Below are 19,617 nucleotides of genomic sequence, written 5' to 3'. Positions count from 1 at the left end.
GACAGTCGGTGCGTTGCCCCGCTCAAACCTCGACGGAGGTTGTTTCCAGTGTGGGAGCGGCGCGCATCGCCGCCTCGCGCTGCGCGCGATGCGATACGCCCAGCAGTAACGCCGCGAGGACCATCAGGAAGCCGATGCCGCAGGTCAGGCCGAGCCATCCGGCTCGGGCGTAAGCGATTCCCGCCGCGCCGCCGACCAGCGCGCTGCCCAGGTAGTAGGCGAACAGATACAGCGACGACGCCGCGCCCCGATTGCCTTCGGCCATCGTGCCCACCCATGCGCTCGCCGCGGTGTGCGCACCGAAAAACCCTGCGGTGTAGAGCAATACGCCGAGTATCACGGTACCGAGGTGATCGGGAATCGTGAGGACGAGCCCGATTGTCATCGCCACCAGTGAGATCGTGAGCACCCACTGCCTGCCGATCCGGTCGGTCAGCCGTCCGGTCGCCGCGGAGGCCGCCGTTCCGGCCAGATACAGCACGAACACCAGCCCTGCCAGCGCTTCCGGCAGGCTGAATGGCGCCCTGGTCAGCCGGTAGCCGAGATAGTTGTACACCGAGACGAACCCGCCCATCAGGACGAAAGCCAGTCCGAACAGCGCGAGCAGTCCGCGATGGCGCAACTGGCCGCCCAGGTCGCCGAGCACCGTGCGGATCCCGGCGGGCCGCGGGACGAAGCCGCGAGACGGCGGCAGCCACCGGACGAACCACACGGTGCAGGCCGCGGCGGCGAGGGAGGCCACTGCCAGCGCCCACCGCCAGGACGCCAGGTCCGAGGTGAACGCCGGAATCAACCGCCCGGCCAGCCCACCGATCGTGGTGCCCGCGATATAGACGCCCATCGCCGCGCCCAACCCGTCCCCGCCGATCTCCTCCGCCAGATATGCCATAGCCACCGCGGGCACACCGGCCAGGGCGACGCCCTGAAGCGCGCGTCCGGCGAGCAGCACATCCAACGAGGGGCTCAGCGGTAACAGCAGTCCGATCACCGCCGCCGCGATGGCCGAACCGGTCATCACCCTGGTCCGGCCGATCCGCGACGAGAGCGCGCTCACCGGGATGATCGTCAGCGCGAGGAATCCGGTCGTGAGCGAGACCGCCAGCGCCGCTCGCGCAGGCGTCGCGCCGAACGCGGCCGAAAGGCTGGGCAGCAGCGCCTGGGCGCTGTACATGGAGGCGAAGGTCGTCAAGCCGGCCGCGAACAGCGCGGTGGTGATCCTGCGGTCGTGGGCGGCCTCCCGTGCCACCCCGCTCGAAGTCGTGGACATGGCTTCCTCCTTTCGACCAGCATCACCAGCCGTTATCGAGAACGGAAATGAATAATGAGAGCCGAGTTCATGCGCTGATCGCATATAGGGAGGCCGGAGCGTGCTGGGCGAGGATCTGGAGTGGTTCACGACACTCGCCGAACTGGAGCGGGTGGGTGCGGCCGCGGATCGGTTGCACCTCGCGCAGCCGACGCTGTCGCGGATGCTGGCCCGATTGGAACGCAGGGTGGGTGTCGAACTGTTCGATCGGCACGGGAAGCGGATCACCCTCAACGAGTTCGGGCGGATCTATTACGAGCACGCCCGCCGCGCGCGATCCGAACTGGACGCCGCGAAACTGGCGCTCGCCGATCGGTCCAATCCGGCCGGGGGCGTGCTGCGGCTGTCGTTTCAGCACTCTTTCGGCGGTTCGCTGGTGCCGCAGCTGATCAGCGGTTTCCGGCGCGTTTCCGGCCGGATCACGATCACCCTGTGGCAGGGCGCGGCCGAAGCGGTGACCGAGCGGGTGCTCGCGGGCGAAGCCGATCTGGGCATCGTCTCGCCAAGCCCCGCCGTAGCGGGCATCGGATGGCGCGCCGTGCTGCGCCAGCCGCTGGTCCTCGCGGTACCGCCGGAACATCGGCTGGCCGGGCGGCGGCAGGTCCGGCTCGCGGAGGTTGCCGACGCGGAGTTCGTCACCATGCACCACGGCTTCGGGATGCGGCGCATCTTCGACGAACTGTGCGCCGCCGCGGATATCCGGCCGAGGATCGCGTTCGAATCGAGTGATCTCGTCACCGTGGCCGGGCTGGTGTCGGCCGGGTTGGGGCTGGCCATCCTGCCGGGGGAAGACCCGCTGTCGGCGGGACCGCTGTCCGGCCCGGCCACGGTGCCGCTGGCGGACGCGGGCGCCGCTCGCGCGGTGGGGCTGGTCTGGTCCGCCGCGGCGACGCCACCGGACGCGGTGCGACGCTTTCGTGACTTCACCGAGGATTGGGCGCGCCGACGTGGGGGAATCCCGTGAGGACCTGATTGCGCCCGGAGCATATTCACTGGGCGGTGTCGGTGGGGCGGGTTAAACTTCTCTCCATACAGCAGTCGAGACCGGAAAGCAGGCTATAGCCACTTTTGAGAACACAAGGCGAGATCGGCGACCCGGCCACCCCAGCGGCGGGCATCGGCGCCGGCGACAACGGTTCGGGTCCCGCAGCGCGCACCGTGCGCTCGAGTATCGAACTCGCTCCCGAATCCGTGTTCCCCTTCCTCGGTTCGGCCGACCAGAACCTTCGTGAACTGGAAACGCTGCTCGACGCGGACATTCACGTCCGCGGCAATTCCGTGACCCTCACCGGCAAGGCGGCCGACGTCGCGCTCGCCGAGCGGGTGATCGAGCAGCTCGTCGCGCTCACCGGCCGCAATCGCGTGGTGACGCCCGAGGCCGTTCGGCACACCGTGTCCATGCTCACCGAGGGCTCCAGCGAGTCGCCCGCGGAGGTGCTCAGCCTGGACATCCTGTCCCGGCGGGGCAAGACCATCCGGCCCAAGACGCTGAACCAGAAGCGCTACGTCGACGCGATCGACGCCAACACCATCGTGTTCGGCATCGGCCCCGCCGGTACCGGCAAGACCTACCTGGCCATGGCCAAGGCGGTTCAGGCGCTACAGACCAAGTCGGTCAACCGGATCATCCTCACCCGCCCTGCGGTCGAGGCGGGGGAGCGGCTCGGCTTCCTGCCCGGCACGCTGAACGAGAAGATCGATCCGTATCTGCGCCCGCTCTACGACGCGCTGCACGACATGATGGACCCGGAGGCAATTCCGAAGCTGATGGCGGCCGGTGTCATCGAGGTCGCGCCGCTGGCCTACATGCGCGGCCGGGCGCAACCGCTTCATACGAAGGTTTTGACTCCGGAGGGCTTCCGCCCGATCGGCGAGCTGCAGGTCGGTGACCTCGTCATCGGGTCGAACGGACATCCCACCGAGGTACTGGGCGTTTACCCACAGGGTTTCAAGGAGATCTACCGGGTCTACACGCAGGATGGCGCATCCACGCTCGCGTCGGGCGACCATCTGTGGTCGGTATACACGCGTTCCGACCGTCGTCGGGGCAAGCCGCCGCGTGTGCTGCAAACAAAGGAGATGATCGGAAATCTTCGAGCAGCGCACTACCACCGCTACGAGTTGCCGGTCCTGAGCGGGCCTGTTCGTTTCGAAGCGCGCATGGTGCCGATGAATCCGTACGCCCTGGGATTGCTACTCGGCGATGGATGCCTCACAGGCAGCACAACCCCCAGCTTTGCGACCAACGATCCGGAACTGGCCGCAGCGCTCGAACAAGCGATCCCCGGCGTTGTTCTTCGCCGGACGTCCGAGGTCGACTATGTGATCGGTCGAATCCGGCGTCCGGGTGAGCCGGTCACTACCCCCAACCCGGTGACCCTGATCGCCAGGCAACTCGGACTCGCGGGCACCCGATCCGATACCAAGTTCGTCCCTCGCGAATACCTGCTCAACGACTACGAAGTCAGATTGGGTGTTCTGCAGGGATTGCTCGACTCGGATGGTGGTCCGGTTACGCAGAGTGGTCGAACCTGCCGTATCCAATTCTCGACGGTATCCCGACAGTTGCGCGACGACGTCGTGTTCCTGGTCCAATCGCTCGGTGGGGTCGTCACCGTTCGGACCAGGGCTGCTGAAGGCCGGAAGCCTGGGTTGGCGAGGGGCCGGTCGGTCACACATCGGTCGGATGCGCACGTTCTCGATATCCGGTTGCCGGAAGGCGTCACGCCGTTCCGGCTGGCACGCAAGGCGACGAAGTACCGAGAGTCCGGTGGCGGTCGGCCGATGCGTTTCATCGACCGAATCGAATCCGTCGGCACCGAAGAAGCAGTGTGCATCCGAGTGGCTGCCAGCGACTCGCTGTATGTCACCGAAGACTTCCTCCTTACGCACAACACTCTGAACGACTCGTTCATCATCCTCGACGAGGCGCAGAACACCACCGCCGAGCAGATGAAGATGTTCCTCACCCGCCTCGGGTTCGGCTCGAAGATCGTGGTGACCGGTGACGTGACCCAGGTCGATCTGCCGCACGGCGCCCGGTCCGGTCTGCGTGCCGCCAGCGAGATCCTCACCGAGATCGAAGACATCCACTTCGCGGAATTGACCAGTAGCGACGTGGTCCGCCACCGGCTGGTCTCCGACATCGTCGATGCCTACGACCGCTTCGAGGCCGAGACGCGCCCGCAGGTCGCCCCGCATTACGGGGGCAACCGAGCGCAGCGTCGCGCGGCGAACCGGTCGGACCGGCGATAACTCGTCTCGCCGGGCGGGGCTCCGCTCCGCCGACGCGATAGCGGGGATCGTAGGCTGTTCGGGTGAGCATCGAGATCGCCAACGAGTCGGGTATCGACGTACCCGAAGAAGAGCTGGTCAGCGTCGCGCGGTTCGTGATCGCCCGGTTGGACGTGCACCCGGCCGCGGAGCTGTCGATGGTGCTCGTCGATCTCGACACCATGGCCGATCTGCACATGCGCTGGATGGACCTACCCGGCCCGACCGACGTCATGTCCTTCCCGATGGACGAGCTCGAGCCGGGCGGGCGGCCCGACAGCCCCGAACCCGGCCCGTCCATGCTCGGCGACATCGTGTTGTGCCCGGAGTTCGCCGCCGGGCAGGCGCGCAAGGCAGGGCATTCCCTGGATCAGGAACTCGCCTTGCTCACCGTGCACGGCGTCCTGCACCTGCTCGGCTACGACCACGCCGAGCCGGAGGAGGAGAAGGAGATGTTCGCGTTGCAGGCCCGGCTGCTCGAGGAGTGGTACGAGAGCCTGCGGGAAGCTCAGCGGCGCGCCGAGCTGGCCGAACGCGACGCGCGGTTGCTGGGCAAGGCGGGCTTCACCACACCGGGTGACTCCTCGGGTCAAGCGTGAATTCGCTGACCCTCGTTCTGCTCGCGGTCCTGCTCATCTCGGTGGGTGGGGTCTTCGCCGGTGTCGATTCCGCCCTGAACACGATCTCGCCCGCCCGCGTCGACGACATGATGCGCGCCGACCGGCCCGGCGCGGTGCGGTTGAGCCGGGTCGTCGCCGACCGGGCGCGCTACGTGAATCTCATGGTGCTGCTGCGCATCCTGTGCGAGATCGGCGCCACGGTGCTGCTGGCGGCGGGGCTGATGACGGTCTGGGGGGAGAACTGGGCGCTGCTGGTTACCGCGCTGGTGATGGTGCTGGTGTCCTACGTGGTGATCGGCGTCGGCCCGCGTACGCTGGGCCGGCAGCACGCGTACTCCATCGCGCTGGCCGCGGCCTTGCCGCTACAGTTCATCGGCGCGCTGCTCGGCCCCCTGAGCAGGCTGCTGATCCTCATCGGTAACGCGATCACCCCGGGTAAAGGTTTTCGCAACGGCCCCTTCGCTTCCGAGATCGAGCTGCGCGAGGTGGTCGAGATGGCCGGTGAGCGCGGCGTGGTCGCCGACGACGAACGGCGCATGATCCAGTCGGTCTTCGAACTCGGCGACACACCGGCGCGCGCGGTGATGGTGCCGCGCACCGAGATGGTGTGGATCGAAGCGGACAAGACCGCGGCGCAGGCGATGTCGCTGGCGGTGCGTTCCGGGCATTCGCGGATCCCGGTGATCGGCGAGAACGTCGACGACATCCTCGGCGTGGTCTATCTGAAGGATTTGGTGCCGTATACCGATCGCAGCCGCAAGGTGCGGGTGCGCGAGGTGATGCGGCCCGCGGTGTTCATGCCCGACTCCAAACCGCTGGACACTTTGCTCGACGAGATGCAGCGCAGGCGCAACCACATGGCGTTGCTGGTGGACGAGTACGGCGGCATCGCGGGTCTGGTGACCATCGAGGACGTGCTCGAGGAGATCGTCGGTGAGATCGCCGACGAGTACGACACCGACGAGACCCCGCCCATCGAGGATCTCGGTGACGGCCGTTACCGCGTCTCGGCCCGGTTGCCGGTGGAGGACCTCGGTGAGCTGTACGGATTGGAGATCGACGAGGAGGACGTCGACACCGTCGGCGGCCTGCTCGCACACGAGCTGGGGCGCGTGCCGCTGCCCGGGTCGAAGATCGAGGCGCACGGGCTGGTGCTGCGCGGCGAAGGCGGCGCGGACGCGCGGGGCCGGATGCGGGTGAACACCGTAGTGGTACGCAAAGCGCGCGAGAAGGTCCCCGCGGGGAAGACCAACGGGGACAATGCCAATGGCAAGCGCAAGGCCAACGGATCGGAGCGGGAGATCCCTGCCGATCGCGACGAGGACGGAGACAGCGAATGACCGAACTGGACGCCGAGGACAACAAACTGGTGGTGCTGGCCAGGGGCGCGCTCGGCCGCACCGGCGGGGCGAGCGGAGCGGCGATCCGGGACACCGACGGCCGCACCTACGCCGCCGGTGAGGTCACGTTGACCGCACTGCGGCTGACCGCGCTGCAAGCCGCCGTGGCGGCGGCGTTGTCCAGCGGCGCGGAGGGATTCGAGGCGGCCGTCGTGGTCGGCGGGCGGTTGTCCGATTTCGGTGTGACCGCGGTGCGCGAGGTGTCGGCGGAGGCGCGGATCATCTTCACCGACCGCGACGGCGCGGTGTTCGAGGTCGTCGACGACTCCGCCGACGCGGCCGACGCGGTGAGCGCCGAGTCCGGCGAGGTTCGCGGTGGCTGACGCGCGGGAATTCCGTTCCGGATTCGTCTGTTTCGTCGGTCGCCCCAACACCGGCAAGTCCACGCTGACCAACGCGCTGGTGGGTGCGAAGATCGCGATCACCTCGTCGCGCCCGCAAACCACCAGGCACACGATTCGCGGCATCGTGCACCGCGAGCACACGCAGTTGATCCTGGTCGACACCCCCGGCTTGCACCGCCCACGTACTCTGCTCGGTCAGCGGCTCAACGACCTTGTGCGCGATACCTATTCGGAAGTCGACGTGATCGCGCTGTGCATCCCCGCCGACGAGAAGGTCGGTCCGGGCGACCGCTGGATCGTGCAGCAGATCAGGCAGATGGCGCCGAAGACCACGCTGCTCGGCGTGGTCACGAAGATCGACAAGGTGAGCCGCGACCAGGTCGCCGAACAACTGATGGCCGTCTCCCAGCTACTCGGCCCGGATGCCGACGTGGTGCCGGTCTCGGCGGTCAAGGGCGAGCAGGTGGAGGTACTCGTCGACGTCATCGCCTCGAAGATGCCGGAGGGCCCGGCGTTCTACCCCGACGGCGAACTCACCGACGAGCCGGAGGAAACGCTGATGGCCGAGCTCATCCGCGAGGCCGCGCTCGAAGGCGTACGCGACGAACTGCCGCACTCACTGGCCGTGGTCATCGAGGAAGTCCTGCCCTACGAGGAGCGGGAGGACATGCTCGACGTACACGCCCTGCTCTACGTCGAGCGCCCCAGCCAGAAGGCCATCGTCATCGGCAAGGGCGGCTCCCGCCTGAAAGAAGTCGGCACCAACGCCCGCAAGCAGATCGAACACATCCTCGGCACCCGGATCTATTTGAACCTGCACGTGAAGGTGGCCAAGGACTGGCAGCGGGATCCCAAACAATTGGGCAAACTCGGGTTCTGAGCGGTTCGGTCGTCTCCATGCGGTTTCCGGGAGACCCGCTGGGCGTTGTCCATCCGGGAATGGTGTTGCCGCGACCGACATCCGGCGCTGCTCCCGACAGGGCGACCGGAATGCTGAGCAGCGAACCGCGCTTACAGGTTGATCTCCTCGCCTGATGGAACGTGTCGGAGATTTCGGTGCGGTGCTCTGACATGTCCTGCGCCGGAATCACCGCACGCCCAGCGGAATCTTGGTTATCTCGCGCCATTCGTATCGATGGTTGTCCCGGTTCAGTGCGATGAGCGATACCGCCGCCACTGCCTGCGCAATCTGTATATCCCCCAGCTCATTTCGAGCGAGCAGGTTGCGCAGGTCAGGCATCGATGCCACTCCGGTGGAGTAGGCGAGCGACAAGTGGGGCCGGAAGTCGTCGCCACGCTCGGGCACCTGGTCGCTGCCCCAGGTATCGGCGATGGCGTGTTGCAAATCGTCGCGGATTTCTTTGAGGCACTCCGGGTTCGCGACCGGCATACCGATAGTTTCCTTATCCACACGCGGTGGTCCGATCAGGGCGTCGAATGGCCCGCGTCGGGACAGGTAGTTCGCGGCGGCCTCGCTGATCAGCTGTATGTCTGCTGTCGTCACCTGATCGGTGAATCCGACGCCCTGTAGCGTGATGTGCAGTCCTTCGCGAGCAACGGGATCCATAGTGGGGATCTGCGAGAGAGTCGGCGCGAAAATCTCGACCAGTTGCCCGGCCGGGGAATCATCGTCAAAGGTGATGTGCCAGGTGTAGAACGACTTGCCCGGCTTCCATCCCGGTCGCCACCACCAGTGATCCCACGTGAAGTCCTCGGCCATGGAGTCATTCTCCGTTCGTGTCAGCCGCGAGCGTCGGCAGAGTTTCCCGATCAGCGAGCTGTCGGAATTCCGCTGCGATCTCGGTGATTCCAGTTACTTCGCCACCGCCCTTGTGGTTTCGAGATCAGGGTGATTTCGATCCTCTGAACATAGTGGCATTCAGTGCCGAGTTCGATATCTATGCTCGTGAGATGAGGAGTCCACAGTCCGCTAGCTGTTGGTCGAGTTCGCGCACGCACAGCGCGTCTGTCCACGGGGCGAGATCCGCTCGCGTATCGGAGATGATGCCGATGAGCCGATCCGAACGACACGACGTTGTCATATCGGCTGCTTTGCCGATGACTTGGGCCGCTTCATCGATCTCCCGTCCAGCGATATGGGCGTGTGCTAGGTCGATGTAGGCCATTGCCCGATTGCGGGCGACCCGGTAGGAGCCGTCCCCAATCAGACCCAGTGACGATTCGGCGGCATGCTGTGCCTCGGCGGCACGTCCGAGCCGGTACATGCAGTCGCTTCGAAACGACAATGACAACCCTGGCCTATGGAAATGCGCGACAGAATTCACTGCCGGTGGAACATTGTCCAGCGTGGCGTCTGCGGCGTCGAGCGCTGCGATACATGCCTGGTCGCGTCCAGTGTGGGCGTAGGCGTATGCCGCGATGACATCGGCGTATGAGCGAAGCAGACCATCGTCCACCGACCGCGCCCAGTTCTGCGCAGCCACCGCGTGGTCGATTCCCGCGCGCAGGGAGCCGCTCCATACTGCGAGGTAGCTCATGTTGCATAGGACGAGTGCCACCTGGGCGTCATCACCCACCTCATGCGCGGACTGGCGAGCCTGCGCGTAACTCATGCTCGCGGAATCGAAATCGTGCATATCGAACTGCATCCAACCCGCCAGTCTCGCGAGCTTGCTGTGGACAATCAGCAGCTGGGGCCGCAAATGCGCAGGTGACTCACGCAGCAGAGCGGACGCGATGGACAATTGAGCGGAAACCATTGGTATTACGGTGTAGGGACCGTAAAGGTCCTCTTGTGACGACGCGATCTTCATCGCAGCCTCGATGTGGCCGATGGTCGTGCTGTCGACTCGGCCCGGCTCGATAAGCACTTCACCGACTCGCCGTTGCTCGTCCGGATCGAGGCCCGCCAGGATTGCGGCGACAGCAGGCAATCCGCCGGAAACGCCGCCGAACAGGCGAAGCAATTCACGTCGGTTCATTTCGACCCACGTCCTCAGTTCGGCATCCAGAGACGAGTGTAGGCGGGGTGGCGGTGACGAGGTGGCGATCGCAGTCGTCAGCGATGCGCCATCGTTGTAGAACCGGTACGCCTGCTCGGGGCTGAGACCTTCCAGCACCGTGTCCATGGCATCCGAGGAGCGCGGGCTCAGTGCGGCTCGACTGCCCTGCTGTTCCCACTTCCCGACCGTGCGTACCGCACGCCCGCAGACCGCCGCGAACTCCTCCTGCGTCAGCCGCATCGCTGTCCGAAGCGCCAGAACGTCAGCGCCGGTCCACTTGTCGATCATCGCTGGCCCCACCCTCACCTGGACGTGTCGAATACCGGAAGAGTAGGACCAAAATGCCTGCTGCGTACCTGTATTACGTCGCTTCGCCACCGGATGCTGGTCCTGCACCCGGTGCCGGGTCGATGCCGTTGCGCCCAACGGCACACCGATCGGCTGTGAGCGGCCGATCGGTGGCGCGTGCTCCTCGGCGCCGGGTGCTCATCACACCACGAGCAGGGAGATGCGGGGATGGGGTTGGAGGACACTCAGGTGCTGCCGCCGGTGCAGGCCGACACGCCGTTGACGCGGTGCCGCTTCTATCGTGAGACCTGCGGGTTACCCGCCAGGGTCCAACCCGAAATCGGAAGCATCATCGTGCCTGCGGGCAGCGTCGGGGCGATCACCATGCCTCATCAGCTCGGAGCTGCGGTGAAGGCTCGTATGCACAATCTGGGTGTGCGAGTCGGTCCGATCGTCTCGCATCCGCGTTCGAAACGATGGACCTTCCTCATCGTGCCGGACGTGCCGGACGAGAACAGGCTGTTCGCCGAGTTGTTCCGGCTCAACGTTTCGGTATCACGCTTCGGCGCACAAATCGCGTTGCCCTCACCCGGTGTCCGGCAGGCGGGATTCCGCGTCTGGGTCGCACCCCCACGGGACGCCTTCCGCCCCTCCGGCATGGCCATCATCGAGTCGATCCGAGCTTGCCGACCGCAGCCCAGGCGTTGACGCTATGGAATCCCAGCCCTCACCGCGCCCCGAAGAAGACGACGTGCACCTGTCGATCCAATTCCACGATCTACGCCTGAATTTCGCCGCCTGTACAACCGCGGCGACGCGCTTCGTCCAGGACTGGCGCGCCTACCACTATCCGGACGCGGTGACCGTAATCCCCGGTGATCCGGCCGGATTGCCGCGCTTGCCCAACGAACGCCTTTACCTGGAGCCGTGACAATCGTGCTATCCGAGCGGCGGCAACTGCTTCTGCTCCTCATGTCGCCAGGAAGGTTCTGATGGCTTCGTCGCTGGAGAGATGGTTGGCGCCGGTGGTGACGTCGATCGTGGGGTAGTTCCTGCGCACGGCGTCGGCGATGGTGGAGAGGCGATCGGCGACTACTGCGGGGTCGCGTAGCGCCTGCTGACTCAGGCCTTCGAAGCCGGGGAACCCGTCGGCGACCAGGGTTACCTCGGGGTTGCTGATGATGTCGTCGTAGGTCTGGAATTCGACGCTGACGATTTTGGATGTGTCCACCCGGCCCGGAGTGGTGAATACGCGATCGCTGACGCCTTCGATGAAGTTGGCCGCCGAATGCCCCTCTTCGATCATCGGATTCACCCGGATACGGTTGGCGTCGATACCCAGGACCATGCCCGCGGGGTGGAACCGCATCGTGCCGTCGCGGACATCGGTCCAGCTCGTGATCGTTCCGTACACTCCGGCGATGTCTGTGCCGTCGGTCAGGTATACGACGTCTCCGGCGGTGCTGTGCGACGCCGTGCGGATATAGCCATCCTCGGCTGAGGCTTCTCTACCGCGAAAAGCCCTGGGAAACACCTGATCGACCTGCCACAGGCGTGCTCCGTTGTAGAAACGATCCGGCGATGTGGACCCGGATTCCGACAGGGGATGCGGGAATGACGGGTCGCCGGTACCGAATTCGTGGCGAAAACCTCTGTCGGCGTCGGAAAGTACTCGAGCCGCACCCTCGGCTTCCCGAGCGAAGGGCCGGACGCCGTGTTCGGCATCAGCCCTGGCGATTCTCCTGATCTCGTTGCTCAAGTGCTGGGCGAAGCGGGCATATGCCCGTGCGATCAAGTCGGATCTGGTCAGCACAACAACGCCCTCGGCCCGATCGCCGCGGCTTCCTCAGCTCAGACGCCGCTGGCCTGCGAATACGTCCCCACGGCACCGAGTCGACAGTAGTACCTCGTCGCACACCACCAAGACATGAGCGTCTACCGAATGACGATCGGCCATCGGGGCCCTCCTCCCGTTCCGGGGTCGGCCGAGAGGTCGCGGCCTCTGCGCTCGGAACCCGCGGGGGCCCGGCGGCGGCCGTACCGACACGTGTGCGGGGACTCGGCGCATCCACAAGGTACATCGCGCCGATGGATGCCGGGCATGATTCGGCACGGTGCGTGCGTCAGCCCGCTTGATACGGAACCGATACGGCCCGAGCCGGATTCGGGTTCGGATCACCACCACGGGTCCGGGTGGTGGCGGTGCCATCGGAGTTCCGATTCGAGCTGGGCGGCCAACGAGATCAGCAGAGGTTCGGAATTCGCCGTGCCCATCAGTTGGGCGCCGACGGGGAGACCGGCGGCGGTGAAGCCGGCGGGGACGTTGATGCTCGGCCAGCCGAGGACGTTCCAGGGCCAGGTGTAGGGGCAGGCCGCGGTGATGAGGTTGTTGGTGGCGTTGACGCCGATGCCGTCGATCTCCTCGGCGCGCGGCGGGGGAGTCGCGGTGGTGGGTGCGAGGACGACGTCGTAGTCGCGGAAGAAGTGGCCGATTCGCCTGTGCAGCAGGGGTTCCAGTTGCCGTGCCGCGTAGAGGGCGGGGCCGTCGAGTACGCGCCCGATCCGGGCGTTGGCGGCGGTGCGCGGGTCTACCTCGAGGCCGGGCATACGGCCGAATACCCGCCGGATTCCGGCGAGTGAACGCGGCAGGAACGAGGCGCCGATCAGGATGCCGTAGTGCAGGTCGGCCACGGTCACGGTATGCCCGAGCTCGCGCAGGGTGTCGGCGGTGCTTCGCACGGCTCGCTCGACCTCGGGATCCAGGACGGTTCTGGTCGCGGTGAACGGAATACGCAGCGAGAGGGCGATGCGCAACCGGCCCGGATCGCGGCTCACCGCGTCCGAGGCGCTGATCGGCTCCGGCGTATGCGAATCTCCCGGGTGCGGACCGGACGCAGCGTCCAGCAGGAGCGCCGCGTCCGCGACGGTGCGCGCCAGCGGTCCGTTCACGGTGAGGCCGTAGAACGCTTCGGCCTCCGGCCAAGTCGAGATGCGTCCGCGCTGTGGCTTGATGCCGACCAGATTCGTCCAGGCGGCCGGGATGCGGATCGAGCCCGCGCCGTCGGACCCGAGGGCGGCCGGGACCAATCCGGCCGCGACGGCTGCCGAAGCGCCGCCGGAGGACCCGCCCGGCGTCCTGGTGCGGTCCCAGGGGTTCCGGGTGTGCCCGAACCACGCGGCGCTGGTGAACGGCCACTGGCCCAGTTCGCAGGTGTTGGTCTTTCCGACGATCACCGCGCCCGCGGCACGCAGGCGGCGGACCGATTCCGCGTCCTCGGTCTTCGGCGCGAAATCGCCGCCGCAGCCGAACGCGGTCGGCTCACCCGCGACGTCCGTGTCGTCCTTCACCGCGACGGGCACCCCCAGCAGCGGCAGCCGTTCGCCCGCGGCCCAGCGCCGGTCGGCGTCGGCGGCCTCGGCCAGAGCCCGCTCGCGGCGCACGATCCGGAAGGCGTTGAGCGTGCCCTGGGCCGCGTCGATCCGATCCAGTGCCTCGCCGACCGCCTCGGTCGACGTGATCGCGCCGCCCGCGATCGCGGCCGCCTGTTCGGCCAGCCCCAGCCGCCGCGTGTCGGGTGCGGGATCGGACACCATCATGTGAGCTCCGTCTCGTCGTGATCCACCAGACGGTAGCGCGAAGTTGGTCAATCGTCCATATCGGTGCGCGGCTATGGGGGCTCAGCGAATGTGCTTGCACTCGCCGTAGGGCACGCCCTGGGTGAGATCGGGCCTGCCGAACATCCGGCCGACCAGTGCGTTGAACGCGGCCACCGAGAACCTCTCCATGTCGTTGCAGAGGAAATCGTTCTTGGCGCCCGAAACATCCTTGGATTTCAGCGATTTCGCCCACTTCTGCGGTGTCCCCCCGCACCCGACGTGCACCTGGTAGTCGCCGCCTTTGTCGAGCGTGAAGGAATAATCGACCTTGGAGTGGCCGCCGAGCCGGACCGGGACCTTGGTCTGCGCCCAACCCGATTTCGACGTCTTGGCCTGGACCCAGACCCCGACCGGCGAGGCACTGTTGATGCACCCGATGGTGCCGCTCACGGTGGTCGGCGCCGCCGACGCGCTCGGCAGGCCCAGGCCGAGGAATGCCGCCGAAGCGGAGAGCACAACGGCGGTGCGGAGGGACTTGCGCATTATTCGAACCTTTCGATATGGGATTCCGTCTCGACGGACTCGGATCGCGCCGAGCGAGCCGCGACGACGACTTGTTCCGGTCGCAAGAGGCGCGCACCCATGACGTATCCGGGGCGCACGACCCGCAGCACCGAGCCCGGCGATCGGCCGGAAGCCTCGGCGGCGACCGCTTCATGGATGTCGGGATCGAAGTCGGCCCTGGCGGGCACGCGCCGGACGCCACGGCGCTCGAGAACCTCGTGCAGTTCGTCGACGATGCTGCCGAGCACCTCGTCGTGCTCGTCGTTCAGCGACGCCACGCGATCGACGAGCATGAGCAGTTCACGGAACAGCGGGGCGAGCAGTTGTTCGGCGAACCCTCCGCGGGCGAGGGAGAGTTGCTCGTGCAGATCGTCCAGGGCTCGATTCTTCGCCTTGTCCTCGAGCAACCGGCGGTGGAACAGGTCGCGCAGTTGGGCGATCTCTCCGGCCAGCGTTGTCAGCGGATCATCGGTACCGGGCGGGGCCGTCATATGCCGCGCTTGACGATGTCGTACCGCTTCGAGTTGTGCTTCCAGACCGGCATGCGGTGGGTGAGCGTGTAGCCGGCGACGACGGCGGCGACGATCAGCAATCCGATGCCCTTCATGGGTATCAGGGCCAAGCCGATGATGAGGGCCACCGCCCACGGGCCCATGCCGGTGTGGAACCACCTGGCCTCGGCGGCTTTGTCGGCGAGTTCGATGTTCTCTTGCAGCGAGGCGCGCAGCGGACCGTCGTCGAACCGGAGTTTCAACGCGCGGCCGGACATGTCGCGGGTGACGGCGATCTGGGCCTCGGAGGTGATGCAGTACGCTCCGCTGCGCACCTGCGACCACATGCCGAGGTTGACCTGTTCCAGCGCGAGTGCCAGGTAGTACTGGAAGATCTGCTCGTTCGGATGATGCCGGACCACATCCTCCATCAGCTCCAGCGCCTTGTCGTTCTTGTTCTGCTGCAAGTAGACGTTGGCGATGGCGGTCCGGTAGAGCGGCTCGCCGGGCGCGAGACGCAGTGCCGTCTCGTATTCGCCGAGCGCTTCGTTCAACGCGCCGGTGGCCAGGAACGCTTCGGCGTAGTCGAAGTGGTATTCCGGGCTGTCGGGCTTGAGACCGATGGCTTCCCGGAACTCGAAGCCGGCGTCCTTGTAGTTGCCCATGACGAACGACGAGTTCGCGCGCACCGCCCACGCCTCGTGGTCGGCGCCGTTGACCGAGATCGCCTCGCGGGCACAGTAGTACGCGGAGGGCGCGTTACCGCGCTCGAAGTACTCGCGGGCGAGGCCGAGCCAGTCCCGGCCGCTCTGCGCCACCGGCGCCGGTTGATTGCTCGTCGGCCGATACTGTCCGGCCTGCTGGTCGAATTGCCGTCGTCGGTTCGCGTCGAGCAGCACGCGTTCGGCCTGACCGAGGTGGCGTACCCGGGCTTCGGCCTGCGCGCGTTTCACGGGATCGGACTGGCCCGCGCGCTTGTTCCACATTCTGCGCTGTTCGCGGATTGCCGTCTTGATGGCATCCTCGTCGGCAGTCTCAGCGAGGCCGAGGATTTCGTAGTAGTTGACGAACTCTTCGGTTGTCGTGGTCATGTTCAATTCACCTCGAGATTTTCGTTCTTCGTGCGGGCGGCACGGATATCGGTGGCGCTGAGATTGGCGACGTTGTCGACCTCGAACGTGCCGAGTGATCTGTCCGCGGTGAGGTCGGTGATTTCGACCTGGATGGTCTGATCCATGTCGTAGTGGAAGGTGATCAGGACCGGAGCGTTCGCCGGATAAGGCGGGATGGCGAAAAGCTGCCCGCCGTCGGGCCATTTTCCTTTGGTGACGAACCGGACGTGGTCGATGTCCTCGTCGTCGCCTTGGGTGACGCAGATCCGCACTTCGGTCTGGCCGTCGGCGACGGTGCCGAACACCTTGCTCGCCTTGGCGGGGATCTTGGTGTTGCGCGGGATCACGATGCTGTTGCCCGGCTGCAAGCTGTCGTTCAGCGCGACCGTTCCCAGCGCCTGCGAAGTGACGTCGAGGATCACCGGCTTGCGCGCCGCGCTCGACGACGTCTCGGCTTCGGCACGCAGCGCCGCGCCGAGCGCCACGAGCTCGTCGGGGTTTCCGGCCCGCAGCGGTGGCTTGCCGGTCAGTTCCTCCAGCATCGTCGCCACCATGGGCATGCGGGTGGACCCGCCGACGAGCAAGGTGTGGTCGATGTCCGCGAACCGCAGGCTCAACTCCTCCACGAGGGAGTGGGCCAGGTCCCGCGACTGGTTGAGCAGGTCGCTGGTGAGGTCTTCGAACGTTTCGCGGGTCACGGTGAGTGTTCGGGTGACACCGTCGTGACTGAGCACCACTCGGGTGGACCGGGTCGAACTGAGCGTGCGTTTGGCGAGTTCGGCCTTCTCACGCAGGTCGGCTTCGGTCTCGAACGCGTCGGTGAGATCGCCGCCCCCCTGGGCCATGTACTCCTCGTTGAGGTGCTGCATCAGCCGGTTGTCCCATTCGAAGCCGCCCAGTTCGTGCAACCCGTCGGTGCCGAGCACGTCGAACACGCCGTCGCTGATGCGCATGACGGTGACGTCGAACGTGCCGCCGCCCAGGTCGTACACCATGACGGTGCCGCTGCCGCGATCGAGTCCGAAGGCCAGCCCGGCCGCTGTCGGCTCGTTCACCACACGCAGCACGTTGAGACCGGCGATCGTGCCCGCGTCCCTGGTCGCCCGCCGTCGCGCGTCGTCGAAGAACGCCGGGACCGTGATCACCGCGTCGGTGACCTGCCCCTGCCCCAGGACGAGTTCGGCGTCCTCCTTCAGTCGTCTGAGGATCATCGCCGACACTTCCTCGGCCGAGTAGGCGCGGTCGTCGGAGGTGACGAATCGGTAGTCCGGGTTACCCATCTGCCGTTTGACGAACTGCGCGACATCCAGCGGCGCGGTCACCGTGGACCGTTTGGCCATCGAGCCGACCAGCACGCTCTCGGAGTCGAAGAAGACCACCGACGGCGTGAGTCGCTCGCCGTCCCGGTTGACCAGGATCTCCGGCCTACCGCTCGCGCCGACGACGGCGACCGCTGAATACGTGGTACCGAGATCGATACCGACGGTATATGCCACTGTTTGCCCTCCCGATGCACCTGGTGACGGTGCATGAAAAACGAATACTGCGAAATATTCGACCCGGTGCGGTTCCTGTGGTGGCACGCGTCGGCTTCGGACGCCCGCCACGCACCGGACGGTCGGCGGGAGCGGTCAGGGATTCGGCGCCTTCCATTCGAATTTGCACATCTGGCACTGGTATTTCTGCCAGCCCTGACGATCCTTCTCGCCGATGTCCATTCCGGTCTTCTTGCTGCATTGCGGACACACTTCAGCCATTATCGGCCTTCCGGTAGTGGGAACTGTGCTCCAGAGCCATCGGGGTGCACAGGTTTAGAATCATATAAGTCGGGGAGGGCAAGTAATCAGCGAACTTCGCAGTGATTTCCGGCCCGTATTATCGGCGGCGGACCGAATTGTTGCCGTGCCCTGACGATGTCGCTGGATTATTGCTCGGAGTGCCCCGTACTCGGCAAGATCTTGCTACCGGGGTTCGAATCCCGGTCTTCTGCCCGGGTTGCCGATCTCGCTTCGGTCCGCGCGCTATGAAACCTACTGGTTCGAAAGACGTTCGACGTCTTGCCGACGTGTATCGCCAGCGATGAAGATCGCGATATGGAACCGAGCTTACGAGTACTCGTCGCCTCGCCACTGGGGGGAATCATCGCTCCCACACTGTCGCAATATTTTCCGGCATCGACCGTCGCGGTTGCCTCCGATGTAGACGAGGTGCGCGGTCAAATCGTGGGACGTTTTCGGTTCGACGTGGTCATCTCGGATCTGATCTGGAACAAACCCGAAATGGAGTACCGTTTCGACGGTTTGGATGTCCTGGACCTGCTCCGTGACACCAAACGGCAGAGCGAGGTCCTGCTCGCCGCGCAAGGGCACAGCATGGAGAGCGATCACCTCGACGAGGCGCGCCTGCGGGCGGCCGAGATCGCCGAGTTCTACGACAAGTCATCCGGCGTCCCCGCACTGCTCGCGGCCATCCAGCGCGCCGCGACCGGCCGCAGTGAACAGATCGCGCTCCCGCGGCAGGGGCCGCCCGCACTGTGCGCGCTGTTCACCGAACAGCGTGGTGAGACGGCGGGCCGGTTGGCCGGTGCGATCGCGGCCAAATCCGCTTGGGACTACAACTCTCTCGCCCAAGTCGCCCGGGTGGGTCTCAACACCGCCAACAAGGCCACCAACACCTATATCGGGCCGATCATTCTCGCCCGCAAGGAGTTGCCGGAGGGTACGCCGTTGACCCAGGGGGCGGTCTTCCGCTGGTGCGGTGAGCACGCGCATTATCTGATCAGTTGGTGCCGCCGCAACGGCCATGCCGATGTCCTCGGTCCGCGATTCACGTGACGGCACGCTCCGCATCGGGAGTCCGCAGATCGCCATCAGCTCTCGTCCCCATGCGTCAGAACCTCCGTGTGCCCGTTGCGGCGACACCAACTCATCAGATAGCGCGCGTGTAATCCACACCAGCGGTACACAACGGCGGAGGTCAGCTCTCCGTGGGATTCGTTCTCCAGCCGTTGCGCGATGATTCGTCCGAGATAGCCGTCGGCGAGCGAATAGGCCGCGTCGAGATCGACCTCGGCCGCGGCTGCCAGGGACGCGGGGTCCCACGTGCGTCCGGAGGCGATCGCCCCGGCGAGCCGGCCCGCGATTACTCCGTCTCGTCCGGTGAAAAGTTCATAGAGCGACGGAATACCGTTCGTCGCGCGCCGATTCGGCAGGCGTTCGCCGTCGGCCGCTTGTCGTATCGCCGAGAGCAGCGCCGCTACCCCCGTGGCTTTCTCGTGCACACCCGCGATCTCGTCCGCCCGGTGATACGCCTCGTCCAAGTGATCCTGCTCCATGCTGTGCCCTTGGCCTGCCAGCAGAACAGCAGTGCCCGCCCGGCTTTCGCGCACCATGTCCAGGACATCCAGCCCGTCGAAGCGGAACTCTTGCTCGGGGTCGTTCCACACCAGGTCCGCGATCACCACGTCGAGTTTCTCGATGCCGGTGACAGCGTGGACCACCTCTGCCCGGTCGCGGGCGACGATGACCTTCGCCGCAGGGAAGGACGCCGACAGCGTCGGTTCGATGACGTTTCCGAGCGGTGAAGCGACGAGAAGTCGCATGAATCGTTTCCCCTCTCGTGATCCCGATGGAAACTTTCCGTCCCGCGGCGAGAAGATA

The 19,617-nt window shown here is 65.9% G+C and carries 19 protein-coding genes; 9 read left to right on the top strand and 10 right to left on the bottom strand.

Features of this window, described 5'->3' with window-relative positions; genetic code table 11:
* Positions 1 to 22: 22 nt before the first annotated feature.
* The gene (locus NG1_RS10000; RefSeq protein ID WP_062969763.1) at positions 23 to 1,267 is read right to left on the bottom strand and encodes an MFS transporter; all 1,245 of its coding nucleotides are present in this window, start codon (positions 1,265 to 1,267) and stop codon (positions 23 to 25) included.
* 100 nt (positions 1,268 to 1,367) lie between these two features.
* On the opposite strand from NG1_RS10000, the gene NG1_RS09995 reads away from it, so the two are divergent.
* The 6 genes from NG1_RS09995 (at position 1,368) to era (ending at position 7,823) form a co-directional block, all read left to right on the top strand.
* On the top strand, positions 1,368 to 2,270 hold the full coding sequence (locus NG1_RS09995; RefSeq protein ID WP_062969762.1) for a LysR family transcriptional regulator: 903 nt from the start codon (positions 1,368 to 1,370) through the stop codon (positions 2,268 to 2,270).
* Between the two features lie 152 nt (positions 2,271 to 2,422).
* Entirely contained in the window at positions 2,423 to 4,561 is a 2,139-nt protein-coding gene (locus NG1_RS09990) for a PhoH family protein (RefSeq protein WP_062969799.1), read from the top strand.
* Positions 4,562 to 4,623: 62 nt separating this feature from the next.
* Positions 4,624 to 5,178 carry an rRNA maturation RNase YbeY gene (gene ybeY, locus NG1_RS09985; protein WP_062969761.1) on the top strand — a complete coding sequence of 185 codons (555 nt, stop codon included), beginning with the start codon at positions 4,624 to 4,626 and terminating at the stop codon, positions 5,176 to 5,178.
* Complete coding sequence (locus tag NG1_RS09980) at positions 5,175 to 6,539, top strand: hemolysin family protein (protein ID WP_062969760.1); 1,365 nt, start codon at positions 5,175 to 5,177, stop codon at positions 6,537 to 6,539. Before ybeY ends, NG1_RS09980 begins: the two co-directional genes overlap by 4 nt.
* Complete coding sequence (locus tag NG1_RS09975) at positions 6,536 to 6,922, top strand: cytidine deaminase-like protein (protein WP_040865610.1); 387 nt, start codon at positions 6,536 to 6,538, stop codon at positions 6,920 to 6,922. Before NG1_RS09980 ends, NG1_RS09975 begins: the two co-directional genes overlap by 4 nt.
* Entirely contained in the window at positions 6,915 to 7,823 is a 909-nt protein-coding gene (era, locus tag NG1_RS09970; RefSeq protein ID WP_062969759.1) for a GTPase Era, read from the top strand. The genes NG1_RS09975 and era overlap by 8 nt, the downstream gene beginning before the upstream one ends.
* A 207-nt stretch (positions 7,824 to 8,030) precedes the next feature.
* Here the strand turns inward: era and NG1_RS09965 are convergent, their stop codons facing one another.
* The gene (locus tag NG1_RS09965) at positions 8,031 to 8,663 is read right to left on the bottom strand and encodes a 2'-5' RNA ligase family protein (protein ID WP_062969758.1); all 633 of its coding nucleotides are present in this window, start codon (positions 8,661 to 8,663) and stop codon (positions 8,031 to 8,033) included.
* Positions 8,664 to 8,841: 178 nt separating this feature from the next.
* Positions 8,842 to 10,194 carry a helix-turn-helix domain-containing protein gene (locus tag NG1_RS09960; RefSeq protein WP_062969757.1) on the bottom strand — a complete coding sequence of 451 codons (1,353 nt, stop codon included), beginning with the start codon at positions 10,192 to 10,194 and terminating at the stop codon, positions 8,842 to 8,844.
* A 228-nt stretch (positions 10,195 to 10,422) separates the two neighbouring features.
* Between NG1_RS09960 and NG1_RS09955 the strand changes: the two genes are divergently transcribed.
* Both NG1_RS09955 and NG1_RS09950 read left to right on the top strand, forming a co-directional pair.
* On the top strand, positions 10,423 to 10,902 hold the full coding sequence (locus NG1_RS09955; protein WP_062969756.1) for a hypothetical protein: 480 nt from the start codon (positions 10,423 to 10,425) through the stop codon (positions 10,900 to 10,902).
* Between the two features lie 4 nt (positions 10,903 to 10,906).
* On the top strand, positions 10,907 to 11,125 hold the full coding sequence (locus NG1_RS09950; protein WP_062969755.1) for a hypothetical protein: 219 nt from the start codon (positions 10,907 to 10,909) through the stop codon (positions 11,123 to 11,125).
* 39 nt (positions 11,126 to 11,164) lie between these two features.
* Here NG1_RS09950 and NG1_RS36545 read toward each other — a convergent pair whose 3' ends face one another.
* From NG1_RS36545 to NG1_RS09920, 6 genes are all read right to left on the bottom strand, one after another.
* Positions 11,165 to 11,608, bottom strand: coding sequence for a hypothetical protein (locus tag NG1_RS36545; RefSeq protein WP_157113956.1), 444 nt, complete (start codon positions 11,606 to 11,608; stop codon positions 11,165 to 11,167).
* Positions 11,609 to 12,369: 761 nt separating this feature from the next.
* Positions 12,370 to 13,791: an amidase gene (locus tag NG1_RS09940; RefSeq protein ID WP_062969753.1), complete on the bottom strand. Its 1,422-nt coding sequence runs from the start codon at positions 13,789 to 13,791 to the stop codon at positions 12,370 to 12,372.
* Positions 13,792 to 13,872: 81 nt separating this feature from the next.
* A complete protein-coding gene (locus NG1_RS09935) occupies positions 13,873 to 14,334 on the bottom strand; it encodes a hypothetical protein (RefSeq protein ID WP_062969752.1) in 462 nt (153 codons plus the stop codon).
* A complete protein-coding gene (grpE, locus tag NG1_RS09930) occupies positions 14,334 to 14,846 on the bottom strand; it encodes a nucleotide exchange factor GrpE (RefSeq protein WP_062969751.1) in 513 nt (170 codons plus the stop codon). Before grpE ends, NG1_RS09935 begins: the two co-directional genes overlap by 1 nt.
* Positions 14,843 to 15,937, bottom strand: a complete 1,095-nt coding sequence (locus NG1_RS09925; protein WP_062969750.1) for a tetratricopeptide repeat protein — start codon at positions 15,935 to 15,937, stop codon at positions 14,843 to 14,845. Before NG1_RS09925 ends, grpE begins: the two co-directional genes overlap by 4 nt.
* A 2-nt stretch (positions 15,938 to 15,939) precedes the next feature.
* On the bottom strand, positions 15,940 to 17,454 hold the full coding sequence (locus NG1_RS09920) for an Hsp70 family protein (protein WP_062969749.1): 1,515 nt from the start codon (positions 17,452 to 17,454) through the stop codon (positions 15,940 to 15,942).
* 597 nt (positions 17,455 to 18,051) lie between these two features.
* On the opposite strand from NG1_RS09920, the gene NG1_RS09915 reads away from it, so the two are divergent.
* Positions 18,052 to 18,792, top strand: a complete 741-nt coding sequence (locus tag NG1_RS09915) for an MSMEG_1198 family transcriptional regulator (protein ID WP_062969748.1) — start codon at positions 18,052 to 18,054, stop codon at positions 18,790 to 18,792.
* Positions 18,793 to 18,827: 35 nt separating this feature from the next.
* On the opposite strand, the gene NG1_RS09910 is transcribed toward NG1_RS09915, so the two are convergent.
* Complete coding sequence (locus tag NG1_RS09910; RefSeq protein WP_062969747.1) at positions 18,828 to 19,559, bottom strand: MSMEG_1198 family transcriptional regulator; 732 nt, start codon at positions 19,557 to 19,559, stop codon at positions 18,828 to 18,830.
* Positions 19,560 to 19,617: the final 58 nt, after the last annotated feature.

The organism is Nocardia gamkensis NBRC 108242 (assembly GCF_001612985.1).
Lineage (GTDB): Bacteria > Actinomycetota > Actinomycetes > Mycobacteriales > Mycobacteriaceae > Nocardia > Nocardia gamkensis.
Note: the sequence above shows the minus strand (reverse complement) of the source record. Positions and strands in the feature narration are given on the sequence as shown.

Coding starts and splice junctions, on each gene's coding strand:
- NG1_RS09940 (WP_062969753.1), bottom strand. CDS start 13,791: ATGATGGTGTCCGATCCCGCACCCGACACGCGGCGGCTGGGGCTGGCC.
- NG1_RS09915 (WP_062969748.1), top strand. CDS start 18,052: ATGGAACCGAGCTTACGAGTACTCGTCGCCTCGCCACTGGGGGGAATC.
- NG1_RS09965 (WP_062969758.1), bottom strand. CDS start 8,663: ATGGCCGAGGACTTCACGTGGGATCACTGGTGGTGGCGACCGGGATGG.
- NG1_RS10000 (WP_062969763.1), bottom strand. CDS start 1,267: ATGTCCACGACTTCGAGCGGGGTGGCACGGGAGGCCGCCCACGACCGC.
- NG1_RS09910 (WP_062969747.1), bottom strand. CDS start 19,559: ATGCGACTTCTCGTCGCTTCACCGCTCGGAAACGTCATCGAACCGACG.
- NG1_RS09955 (WP_062969756.1), top strand. CDS start 10,423: ATGGGGTTGGAGGACACTCAGGTGCTGCCGCCGGTGCAGGCCGACACG.
- NG1_RS09975 (WP_040865610.1), top strand. CDS start 6,536: ATGACCGAACTGGACGCCGAGGACAACAAACTGGTGGTGCTGGCCAGG.
- NG1_RS09935 (WP_062969752.1), bottom strand. CDS start 14,334: ATGCGCAAGTCCCTCCGCACCGCCGTTGTGCTCTCCGCTTCGGCGGCA.
- NG1_RS09950 (WP_062969755.1), top strand. CDS start 10,907: ATGGAATCCCAGCCCTCACCGCGCCCCGAAGAAGACGACGTGCACCTG.
- NG1_RS09925 (WP_062969750.1), bottom strand. CDS start 15,937: ATGACCACGACAACCGAAGAGTTCGTCAACTACTACGAAATCCTCGGC.
- NG1_RS09960 (WP_062969757.1), bottom strand. CDS start 10,194: ATGATCGACAAGTGGACCGGCGCTGACGTTCTGGCGCTTCGGACAGCG.
- grpE (WP_062969751.1), bottom strand. CDS start 14,846: ATGACGGCCCCGCCCGGTACCGATGATCCGCTGACAACGCTGGCCGGA.